The following is a 10772-nucleotide window of genomic DNA, read 5'->3' on the forward strand; positions in this document are numbered from 1 at the left end:
TCAGAGAAAATTTGTTGTTTTCCAAACTATTTGAATTTTTGCAATTTAGCAAAAGGAAAAGAATTAATATTTTTGTTATTTTTCTATTCATAATTATTTTATATCTATTGCGAATAACGAACTAGACTAGCCGACGTAGGCTGGCCCTGAGTCCCGAACGGGACGTTAGGGATTGGCGCGACGCTTGCGTAAGCAAGAGGAGTGACAAAAGCCTATGTGTCGGAGACCGAACGAGGGCGCAAGTCCCGAAGTGAAGCGGTTAGTCGCTGTTATGCGCCGTCATTTTTTATCAAAAATATCATTAATCAGTTCATCTCTTCGGCTTTTGATAGTTTTGATAGCTTCTTCTGTTAACTCAAATTCGCTTAATGTTCTATGTGTGCCAATATTATTACGTATCCATTTTTCCGCTTCGTGTAATTGTTCGGAAGAATCTAATATTTTTGATTTTTCTAGCTGACTTATTAGATATTGATCTGCATTTGCTTTTCTTAAATCGTCCCACATCGCTATTTGTGCAGAAAGTAAGAAATCGGTTAGTTTTCCTAAATAAACGGCATTAATGAATATTTCTCGCCTAATTTTATTTACCTTCTCATGAAGACTATCTAAAACATCTTTATCAACCTTACCATTATTGTTCTTTTTTGAAGCTGTTAAATCAAATAAAATTTCAAAGAATAGACTATAAACTTCTTTGTATAGCTTTAATCGAATTTCATCACTATTTTTAATTGTAAATTCAATTAAATTAGTCCTTAGCTGTTCATCTCGAAATAATATTGATAGTTCTTTACGATACTTTTCTAGAATCTCGTCGGATTTTCGATTTAATTTATTTTTCAATAATACTAATTTTCTAGAATAATCAAATTTAACTCTATTGATCAATTTGACTATTAAATAGTATGTAAGCAGCAATATAAATAGATTAAAGATACCGTAACTTAATCCATAGATCTGCATTTTTGAATTAATTTGATCTAAAATAACTTGAATATTTGCAATTTTTTCCATTTATATTAACCTGTTAAATGATGGCGCATAACGAACTAGACTAACCGACGTAGGCTGGCCCTGAGTCCCGGTAACGGGACGTTAGGGACTGGAACGACACTTGCGAATGCAAGGGGAGTGCCAGAAGCCTATGTGGCGCAGCCCAAGCGAGGGCTTGTCCCGAAGCGAAGCGGTTAGTTGCTGTTAGCCGAAGTTCACTTTTGACTCATTTTTAGTTTTCGAATTTAAGATTAAAAATGATAAATTAATTGCAATTGGAACTACATAATTCGATCGAATTTCTAATAAAATCCGTAGATTCTTTATTTTTTTTAGAAAAATCAACGATTTCCAAAGGATTTTTGAATTGGTATTGTCCAGCTTTTGTAGTAGGTGGAAGTCTTCGTTCGCTAGTAACAACAAAGATTTTTGAGTTATCAGAAATAACTCTCATTTCAGTGATAGTTCCATAGTCTTTATCAATTTGTTGAGAACACATAAATCTAGCGGTATAACTTTCGTAATCGTTTAAATCAATCTGTTGGGGCGGATTTGTTAAAATGTCAGTACATTTTGATTTTGCAAGATTTAGAACAGAATTTAGAAAAGAGTAAGCGGAGCTGACCTGCCCCCATTTTCAGTACCAATGGATAAGTTAGTTTTCTCTAAACATTTCAACCATAAGATCGCTTAAACTCTGAAGGAGTCAAGTAATTCAATGAAGAGTGAAGACGCTCGTCGTTGTATTCCTTTTGGAAAATTCGCAAAGCATCGGTTAACTCTCTTTGATTTTTAAAGTAGTGTAGATTCAAACACTCATCTCTAAGTTTACCATTGAAACTTTCTATAAATGCATTTTGTGTTGGTTTTCCTTTTTCAATAAAGTGAATTTCTATCCCCTTATCTTCTGCCCATTTCTGGAAGTCTTTGGATGTAAATTCTGTTCCATTATCCAAAACAAATGCTCTTGGAAGTCTTTCGAGGGTGTTTAAATATCTGATCAACTTTTCTGACGAAAAAGTAAACTCTGCCTGAAGTATGGTATTCTCTCTTGTTAAATGATCAATACCTGTTAAAATTCTTTGCTTTCTTCCATCAATCGTCCGTTCGAAAACAAAGTCCATTGACCAAACTTCGTTTGAATTCTTAGGCAATGGTAGTTGCTGTGATGATGCATTTCTTTTCTTTCGCTTCGGTTTTGTCCTTATTTTAAGCCCTTCTAAGCAATATAGTCGATATACTTTCTTATGATTGATTGTCCTACCCGACCTTCTTAACCTTCGGTAAATTCGTCGATAGCCTTCCCGTTTCCATCGAAAAGCAAGTCTTCGAATTTCGTTCATTGTCTCTTCATCAATAGCTTTCGGCTGATAATAATAACTTGATTTAGGAAGAAGAACAACATCTAGGCTTCTGTTTAGAGAAAGTCCCTCTTCAACTAGCAGATCAACTGCTCTCTCCTTCGTTGATCTGCTCAAAACTTTTTTCCCAAAACATTCTTAATTGCTTGGATTTCGAGAGCCATGTCAGCTACCAATCTTTTGAGATTTGAATTTTCCTGCTCGAGTGCCTTCATCTTCTTGATTTCGCTAAGCTCCATTCCTCCATACTTGTTACGCCAGCGATAAAATGTTTGTTCAGTGATTCCGTATTTTCGTGAAAGTTCCTTGATTGGAATACCTGTTTCTGCTTCCTTTAATATCCGAAAAATCTCGCTTTCTTCTATCTTCTTTCTTGCCATAATGCTCTCTCCTTAATATCGGAGAAAACTAACTTAAATATCGGTGCAGTTTTTGGGGAGCAGGTCAGAGCTTGTATTTCTGAATGATTGCTTAACGATGATCCATTCAACGTTTTGGATATCTTTATCGCTAGGAATCCATTCTTTTAAAGATTCGTTTTGTTCGTTTTTATCCGTAATGAGTTTCCACTCTATAGAAATAGGAAGTTTTAGATTGATATCAATGATTGGATTTTGCTGTTTTTGGATACTTGCGCAACCAATAAAGAAAAGAATAACTGGCAGTAATAGTTTCATAAAAAATCTCCTTTGATTTTCCGTATATTGATAATTTGGCATATTGTTTTAAATTCTTTTTTATTGTTTCAATTTGTGAATTTCGGCTAACGAACTAGCCTTAACGACGTTCCTCGGAGCTGAGCCTCTGTAAGAGGCGGTAGCGTCGGCACATCTCCTTGCTTTGCAAGGAGTGTGACGGAGAGGAATGTGCCGAAGGCCAAGCGAGGGCGTAAGACCCGAAGCGAAGCGTTAAGGCGCGGTTATGCGTCGTGTTTTTTACTAATTATATATTAATATATTTAGTTTCACTACATATTGAAATTGAATGTGCTGGTGGTTCTTTAATATCATTTGAGAGACCCAATCGAAAATTTTATTATTCTAATTGGGTTTTGCTAAGAATTGATTTTCTAAAAATTTTTAGATAAAATTTTTGACTTTATTTCTTGGAATTCGGAGTCATTAATTGCCCCCGCGTCCAACAAAGCTTTTGCTTTTTGTATCTCTTCTGTAACGGTGCCAGTATTACTGGATTTTGTTTCGGATTGGGTTTGTTGATTAGGAGACGAGTGGACAGTTACACCACCAGCAGCAGCTCTGAGTTCTTCTAGACCACGGACTCTTCTTTTTTCTTCCCATGCTTGTTCTTCAGATTGAGCCTTTTTATAAATCTCAGATGCCGATTTTGATTCAACACCTGGAATTGATATGATTTGATTTAAAGCAGTAAAACTAAGATTGCTGCCGCATAAATCTGGAAGTGCATTCTCTGAGATCTGTGCGTCATGTAAATCCTTCCATTGAAAATCATTCATAGAAAATCCGCCCAGTAAGCCACGGGCAATTAGAATTATGCGAGAATTAGTGATTCCTATGACTTTTCTACGAGAATAAAACGCGAAAGGGCGAGTTTGAATTCCTTTGGCAATTAATGTTTCATCTTTCATCAATGTTTCTAAAAGTTTCTTCTCTGCTTTGTCTATTCTCGTTGTAGATTTATGAAAAACCAAGAAGTAATACAAAGGTATAAGTGGAATACCAAATATAGATACTGCACTGATTATGGCAATACCTGCTAAAATGATAATGTTTAATATTCCTGCCATAAATCTATCTTCTTCCTGTTATGAATGCTGATGGGTGCCCAGGTAAACCTGTAGTCGTGATAGAGAAGACATCGTATCCTTCTTTTGAAAGTTTACTAGAGGCCTCTTCTATTTTAGGACCTAGTTTTTGAAAACTACTTTTAAAAAAACCTGCTTTAGTCTCGACAACAATTGTTTTGTATTCCATTTTAGACATTTCCTTTTCGGGTGATTTGTCAGAATTATTATATATGAAAATTAAAGTCAAATAAAAAATAACAGACGTTCCTTGGTACAACATTTAATCATTTCTTATCAATTTTAAACATGACGCATAACGAATTAGCTAACCAACGTAGGCTGACCCTGAGTCCCGGGACGGGACGTTAGGGACTGGAACGACACTTGCGCAAGCAAGGGGAGTGCCAGAAGCCTATGTGTCGCAGACCGAGCGAGGGCGAAGTCCCGAAGCGAAGCGGTTAGATGCTGTTATACGACGTGCTTGGGTTTAACTGGCTTTAAGTTCTTTATATTTTTTTATTGCTCTTAACTCATTTTTCAATTCATACTGTTTTATTTCTAAATCATAATGAGCTTGAATAGAGAGCCAGAACTCAGGAGAATTTCCGAAGAATTTAGAGAATCGTAAAGCCGTATCTGCAGTGATTGCTCTTTTTCCATGAATAATTTCACTAATTCTTTTTTGATCGATAAGGGTACTTTGTGCCAGTTTATAAGCAGATAATTCCATAGGTTTAAGAAAGTCTTCTAAGAGAATTTCCCCAGGATGAATGTTCATAAGTTCTTTATTCATACAGAATCTCCTTAATGATAATCTACAATTTCAACGTTTTCGACAGAGCCATTATTCCAGTTAAAACAGATTCTATATTTCATATTAATACTTATTGAATGTTGCCCAGATCGGTCGTCAGTAAGCTGGTGCAGTCTATTTCCGGGTGGTGTCTTTAAATCGTCTAGATTTTTAGCACTATCGATATGGATCATTTTCCTTCTAGCGGTTCTTTGAATATCCTTTGGAAATTTTTTAGATAAAGCACCATTCCAAATTGCTTCAGTTTCTTTATCTCTGAAGGATTTTATCACAAGTCAATGCTGGTGTATTAGGATACTAGTGTCAAGCGCTATTAGTGGTAATTGAGAGATATTTTGATTAAAGGAAATGACCTCAAATGAAGACTTTTCTGCATTTCTTACCTTGTCTGTATCAAACAGATTTGAAATTTAAAAGTTTATATTTCCAAGCATGTCGTATAACGAACTAGGGGAGACGACGTTCCCTGACCCTGAGTCCCAACGGGACGTTAGGGACTGGCACGGAGTTTGCGGATGCAAACGAGTGACAGAAAGGGAATGTGTCGCAGACCAAGCGAGGGCGTAAGTCCCGAAGCGCAGCGTTTCCCCGAAGTTATACGACGTTTGAAACTAAGCCGAAAGTTTTCTGTTTTTAATTGATATTTCCATATCTAATGCATGGCATACTTTCAAAAATGTAGATAAGTTGCAATTAACGCCATTTTCAATTTTTGATAGTTGCTGTTGAGTAACATGTGCTTTTTTCGCTAAATCAGATTGTGATAATCCCTTTTTTTCTCTCAAAGATTGTAACTCAATAGAGATATTAACAAGTTCTTTCTCTTCCTCAAATTTTTCCTTAAATGATCTACTTTTTAATTTAGTATCTAAATGATTCTTTAACGATCTCATAAATTTAACTCCTTTAAGTTTTTTTCAGTATATTTTTGTAAGAAAGTTTCTCTTCTTTTAATAGCTTTGCTAATTTCAGCTTTAGGAACTTTTTCTGTATTTTTAACAAATTGATTTGTAAGTATAATATAGTCTTTATAACAAAAGAAATATAAAATTCTAATCTGCGATCCAGAAAGTTTAATTCTTAATTCATGAATTCCATCAATTAAAAGATCTGCGTATGGTCTAGGGAGATTTGGGCCTAACTCAGCAAGTTTATCTAACCAAGCGAATATTTTTGCCTGGTTTCTTTCATCCTTAGAATTTATGAAAATCTCAATTTCGGAAGGTATATCCTTTTTTTCCGAAAAATAGAGAATTTTCCATTTCTTTTGCACACTTGACATTACATCGAAAATGATGTAATGTCAAGCCTTATTTAAAGTTTTGTATTTATTTTTCAGATGTCGTATAACGAACTAGACTAACCGACGTAGGCTGTGCCCTGAGTCCCGGATGGGACGTTAGGGACTGGAACGACGCTTGCGTAAGCAAGAGGAGTGCCAGAAGCCTATGTGTCGCAGACCGAGCGAGGGCGTAAGTCCCGAAGCGAAGCGGTTAGTCGCTGTTATACGAAGTTTTGAAAAGCTTAAGCGGAAAGTAGTTCTTTATAATTTCTAATTAATCTTAATTCTTTTTCAATTTTGTCTTCTTCTTCTCTGACTTCGAATTCATCCTGTATTCCCATCCAAAACTGAACCGAATTTCCAAAGAATTTAGAGAATCTGAGCGCAGTATCTGCTGAAATTCCCCTTTTACCGTGAATGATTTCGCTAATTCGTGTCGGATTAAGTTTTGTTTCCTTTGCTAATCTATATGCAGTAATATTCATAGGAATTAGAAATTCTTCACTTAAAATTTCACCAGGATGAACATTTGGAATTTTTTTCATAAATAAATCTCCTAATGATAGTCTACGATTTCAACATTGAAAGCATTTTCTGATTTCCAATTGAAACAAATTCTCCACTGATCATTGATTCGAATGGAATGTTGGCCAGCTCTATCACCTGAAAGTTTTTCAAGTTTATTTGCTGGAGGTATTTTTAAATCGTCCAAAGAAGTAGATTTAGCGATCATAACCAATTTTCTGTATGCAACAGACTGAATTTGAGTCGGAATTTTTTTGGAAAATTCTCTTTTCCAGATTTTTTCAGTCTCTTTATCGCGGAAAGAAACAATCATAAAAGATACTACTGTTTTCCGATAATATTGTCAAACGGTATTATTTTATAATGTAATTTTTTTTTCAAAATTTCGTATAACGAACTAGACTTACCGAAGTTCCCTGGAGCTGAGCCTCTGGAGGAGGCGTTAGCGTCGGCACGATTTCTTGCTTCAGCAAGAAACGTGACGGAAGGGAATTTGCCGCAGGCCGAGCGAGGCCTTGTGCCGAAGCGAAGCGGTAAGTCGCTGTTAGCCGAAGTGGCTATTTAATTAGTTAATGTTATGTTGATAGGATACTGAGCTAAGATTTCTGTATGGCCAGATTCAGTTATTTGAAATATATATTTTCCAGTTTTTGAGACGGGTATTTGAGTATTTAGGCGAAATCTAAATCTAGCATGGTTTATATCAAAATGAATAGGGTAGTTTTCGTTAAAGATTGGAACTTCTTCATTTTCAATTACTAATTTAAAGTTAATGCTGAGTGAAATCTTTTTTTCTTGGCTAATCGGGCGATTGAAACATGCAATGCAAGTTACAGGTATATTAATTGCTGAAGTGCTCGCGCTCGATTTAATATTTATTTCTTCAATAACTTCAAACAAACTTAAAAGATTCGAATTTTGATCGATTGAAGAACTTTTTGAAATGATGAAATATTGTATATTCATGTTATCCTATTTGTGTAATTCTTTAGTTGTGGTTTTTGCTGATTCGAAAAAGTATTGTTCTGTTTTATCGTTTAATTGTAAATTTATATCTTTGGTGTTTATATTTGTCATGCTAAAACTATTAAAATTATAAGAGATTGTTTTTTGTTCTATCGTTAATTGCGGAATAATAGAGTCTGATAATTTTTCAATGGCAATGGAGATCAATTTGGATATATTTGTATGATAATCTAGTGTTAGTAATATCATTTTAAGTGATTTTAGCATTTCAAGCGATCTCGTTTCTGCAAATACTGCTAGATACATCGCAGCGGTTCCTTCTGAATAAAATTGTATGCTTGTACCTTTTTTAAGTAGATCTATAAATTTAGAAAGTAGAAAGGGTTGAAGACTCGGGTTAATTTCTAACTGTTCAGTTATTTTTTGTCTTGAATCATTTTTTAGTGCTCTTTTGAATTCCTGGGGAATGCTGTTGCCATACAGGACATAATGGGCATTTTTTTCTAATTCAAGCTCGGTTATGATAGAATTAAAATCCATAATTGTTTCCTAAACTAATATTTTAATCGACTGAATCTGTAGAAATCAACTCTATATTCGGATTCCGAGTATGGCGATTTATGAAGATTATGGATAAATTCACCATTTCTACCCCATTTAGATACAATTAGACAGTTTTTTTTATTTGAGAGAAGTTCTTCAGCTTTTCCGTTTTCTTCCGATGAAAGAACAATTCCTGTATGGGTAACTGAGTTATCATTAATATCAATGTAAGCTACTATATCTCCTGGTAAAACTATGGATTCATCATTTAGTTTTAAAAAAGAGTCGTTAGTTAGAGCAATTTCTGCATCGTCTATCCAGCCTCTTTTACATGCAAAAGTTAATCCGTGACAATTAAAACAAATGGTAGGGTAATGTCTACGAATAGCATTTGTATCGTATTGTTTAGCATAATCCTCATCCATCTGGACCACTTCGTCCCAATCTCTGGTACCGAAAATTAGAAGATTATCCTGGAATTCATAAAGAGGTATAGCTAATTTAGAACATAACAACAATGAAGTTGATTGAGTTATTCTTAGATTTTGAAAAGCCCATGAGATATTCATTTTCAATAGTTCTCTTTAGTATAATTTTTATTTTTTATTCAGAAAGTCAAAAAAGAATTAGCCATTTCGGCTAACGAACTAGGCTAACCGACGTAGGCTGGCCCTGAGTCCCGGAACGGGACGTTAGGGACTGGCCACGACACTTGCGCAGGCAAGGGGAGTGCCAGAAGCCTATGTGTCGCAGACCGAGCGAGGGCTTGTCCCGAAGCGAAGCGGTTAGCTGCTGTTATACGCCGTAGTAATTTTCATTTGATGTTTATTATTTGTACATCTATTTGGACTGAATGAGCAGAAATAGAAACATGCTTATTTAATTGATTGAAAGACTTAGATCCTCCTACGATTTTTAAAGTTAATTCATTTAATTTATTTTCTTCGATTATTTGACTAATTCGGTCTTTCGTTCTATTTTCAAGCGGATATATGCCAATGTCTGATTCAGCTTGGAATCGGAATTCTATTTTTTTAGGAAATACTTCAAATTCTTTTCTTTTTGAGAAGTAACATGAGATTGTAATAATTCTTTCTGCGATTCTTTTAGCAGGGCATTCTTTTGAAAATGTTATTGTTTTACCTATTGGAAAAAGGGAGATTGCTAAATTTTCTGCTTTTTCTTTTATTCGTTTTGATTTAATACTTTGAGCACTTTGGTAAGCTTCTTCAGAGAGATCCATCAGATCAAAAATTTTATCCAAATCTGTAAAATATATTCTATTTTTTTCAAAGCTTTCCTTACTTTGATTTTCTATTATTTTGAAATTATTGTTTTTATTTTTAATTATAAAAGCCGATTCCCTAATTTTATCAAGTTTTTCATCAAATTCTATGTATTTGCTGAATGAATTTAGCGATGTCAGATTCTGATTAAATATGTTTATTTCATCCGTTAGGCATTTTTGTTTTACATTAAGATCAGTTGTATAATTTTGATCCTCAAAAAAAACAACTCCATAACCATTTTTACATTCGGAAACTAACTCTAAATTTGCTATTTCATTTTCTAAGATTTTTAATTCATTTAAAATTGAATTGAAATATTCTTTAAATTCTTTCTGTTGTTTAACGAAAGTTATTTTGTTTCCAAGTCGCTGATTTTCAAATTCCAAATCTATACTTTTAATCTGGATTTTTTTAAATTCATTTATTGAGCCGAATGGTGAGTTTAAAGATTCATCCAAATTAAAATTGATATCAAGAATGCTTTTATTGTCACAGTAGATTACTAATTTTTTATCAGATAGTAACCTCCATTGTCCTTTATAACAAATGGTTTTTGGACTTGAAGAGTGAAAAATTCCATTTTCATGGAAATCAATTTCTGAATCAGTGGCTAGTATTTTTTCCAATGATTGATAATGTTCTTCGACAATATAGTATTTTCCGATTAAAGATTGTACCTCTGTTTTGCGAGTGTCAAGGGCTGGTATCGAATTACAGTTCATTTTTATCAAGATTAGAGAGATTCCGATAATTTTTTTAATCATATTTTTTCCTTTTTATATAATATTGTATTTTTCATTACTATGGCGTATAACGAACTAGCCTTAACGACGTAGGCTGGCCCTGAGTCCCGGACGGGACGTTAGGGACTGGAACGACACTTGCGTAAGCAAGGGGAGTGCCAGAAGCCTATGTGTCGCAGACCGAGCGAGGCCTTGTGCCGAAGCGAAGCGTTAAGGCGCTGTTATGCGTAGTTTGCAATTTAAAATATTCCTCATTCTATATTAATAGCTCATAGCAATAAAAAACATCTTTTGTATTCTGGAAAAGAACTTCCCCTTTCTTTACACAATTAAATCGGCTGTATAAGTTTAAGGCATTCTTATTCTTACTAAAAACATCAAATCTGATGGAATCGAAATTATTTTTAATTGAATGTTCTATAATAAATTTGATCATTTTTTTACCCAATCCTAAATTTTGATAATTGGGATGGACAATTAATCTACTA

General features: G+C 34.3%; 17 protein-coding genes. All 17 read right to left on the reverse strand.

Annotation, left to right across the window (positions count from 1 at the left end; all coding sequences use genetic code 11):
* Nucleotides 1–279 precede the first annotated feature (279 nt).
* Nucleotides 280–1017 (reverse strand): hypothetical protein, encoded by a 738-nt coding sequence (locus LEP1GSC202_RS00005; protein WP_015675633.1) that lies wholly within the window; start codon nt 1015–1017, stop codon nt 280–282.
* Between the two features lie 653 nt (nt 1018–1670).
* Nucleotides 1671–2474: an IS3 family transposase gene (locus tag LEP1GSC202_RS00015; protein WP_015675630.1), complete on the reverse strand. Its 804-nt coding sequence runs from the start codon at nt 2472–2474 to the stop codon at nt 1671–1673.
* Nucleotides 2471–2737 carry a transposase gene (locus tag LEP1GSC202_RS00020; RefSeq protein WP_015675631.1) on the reverse strand — a complete coding sequence of 89 codons (267 nt, stop codon included), beginning with the start codon at nt 2735–2737 and terminating at the stop codon, nt 2471–2473. Before LEP1GSC202_RS00020 ends, LEP1GSC202_RS00015 begins: the two co-directional genes overlap by 4 nt.
* A gap of 33 nt (nt 2738–2770) precedes the next feature.
* Entirely contained in the window at nt 2771–3034 is a 264-nt protein-coding gene (locus LEP1GSC202_RS00025) for a hypothetical protein (protein WP_015675627.1), read from the reverse strand.
* A gap of 392 nt (nt 3035–3426) precedes the next feature.
* Nucleotides 3427–4122, reverse strand: a complete 696-nt coding sequence (locus LEP1GSC202_RS00030; RefSeq protein WP_015675638.1) for a PH domain-containing protein — start codon at nt 4120–4122, stop codon at nt 3427–3429.
* Between the two features lie 4 nt (nt 4123–4126).
* A complete protein-coding gene (locus LEP1GSC202_RS00035; protein WP_015675635.1) occupies nt 4127–4309 on the reverse strand; it encodes a hypothetical protein in 183 nt (60 codons plus the stop codon).
* A gap of 300 nt (nt 4310–4609) precedes the next feature.
* Nucleotides 4610–4915: a HigA family addiction module antitoxin gene (locus tag LEP1GSC202_RS00040; protein ID WP_015679981.1), complete on the reverse strand. Its 306-nt coding sequence runs from the start codon at nt 4913–4915 to the stop codon at nt 4610–4612.
* Between the two features lie 11 nt (nt 4916–4926).
* The gene (locus tag LEP1GSC202_RS00045) at nt 4927–5208 is read right to left on the reverse strand and encodes a type II toxin-antitoxin system RelE/ParE family toxin (protein ID WP_039927719.1); all 282 of its coding nucleotides are present in this window, start codon (nt 5206–5208) and stop codon (nt 4927–4929) included.
* Nucleotides 5209–5547: 339 nt separating this feature from the next.
* The gene (locus tag LEP1GSC202_RS00050; RefSeq protein WP_015675632.1) at nt 5548–5829 is read right to left on the reverse strand and encodes a helix-turn-helix transcriptional regulator; all 282 of its coding nucleotides are present in this window, start codon (nt 5827–5829) and stop codon (nt 5548–5550) included.
* Nucleotides 5826–6209, reverse strand: coding sequence for a type II toxin-antitoxin system RelE/ParE family toxin (locus tag LEP1GSC202_RS00055; protein ID WP_135743542.1), 384 nt, complete (start codon nt 6207–6209; stop codon nt 5826–5828). The genes LEP1GSC202_RS00050 and LEP1GSC202_RS00055 overlap by 4 nt, the downstream gene beginning before the upstream one ends.
* 251 nt (nt 6210–6460) lie before the next feature.
* A complete protein-coding gene (locus LEP1GSC202_RS00060) occupies nt 6461–6763 on the reverse strand; it encodes a HigA family addiction module antitoxin (RefSeq protein WP_015675636.1) in 303 nt (100 codons plus the stop codon).
* A gap of 11 nt (nt 6764–6774) precedes the next feature.
* Nucleotides 6775–7056 carry a type II toxin-antitoxin system RelE/ParE family toxin gene (locus LEP1GSC202_RS00065; protein ID WP_015675640.1) on the reverse strand — a complete coding sequence of 94 codons (282 nt, stop codon included), beginning with the start codon at nt 7054–7056 and terminating at the stop codon, nt 6775–6777.
* A gap of 248 nt (nt 7057–7304) precedes the next feature.
* Nucleotides 7305–7709 (reverse strand): hypothetical protein, encoded by a 405-nt coding sequence (locus LEP1GSC202_RS00070; protein ID WP_156825311.1) that lies wholly within the window; start codon nt 7707–7709, stop codon nt 7305–7307.
* Nucleotides 7710–7715: 6 nt separating this feature from the next.
* Entirely contained in the window at nt 7716–8249 is a 534-nt protein-coding gene (locus LEP1GSC202_RS00075; RefSeq protein ID WP_015675628.1) for a hypothetical protein, read from the reverse strand.
* Between the two features lie 14 nt (nt 8250–8263).
* The gene (locus LEP1GSC202_RS00080) at nt 8264–8821 is read right to left on the reverse strand and encodes a hypothetical protein (protein WP_015675637.1); all 558 of its coding nucleotides are present in this window, start codon (nt 8819–8821) and stop codon (nt 8264–8266) included.
* 245 nt (nt 8822–9066) lie between these two features.
* The gene (locus tag LEP1GSC202_RS00085) at nt 9067–10305 is read right to left on the reverse strand and encodes a hypothetical protein (protein ID WP_015675639.1); all 1239 of its coding nucleotides are present in this window, start codon (nt 10303–10305) and stop codon (nt 9067–9069) included.
* 235 nt (nt 10306–10540) lie between these two features.
* Nucleotides 10541–10762 (reverse strand): GNAT family N-acetyltransferase, encoded by a 222-nt coding sequence (locus tag LEP1GSC202_RS20450; RefSeq protein ID WP_425256003.1) that lies wholly within the window; start codon nt 10760–10762, stop codon nt 10541–10543.
* Nucleotides 10763–10772 lie beyond the last annotated feature (10 nt).

It is taken from the genome of Leptospira yanagawae serovar Saopaulo str. Sao Paulo = ATCC 700523, assembly GCF_000332475.2.
GTDB classification, from domain to species: domain Bacteria; phylum Spirochaetota; class Leptospiria; order Leptospirales; family Leptospiraceae; genus Leptospira_A; species Leptospira_A yanagawae.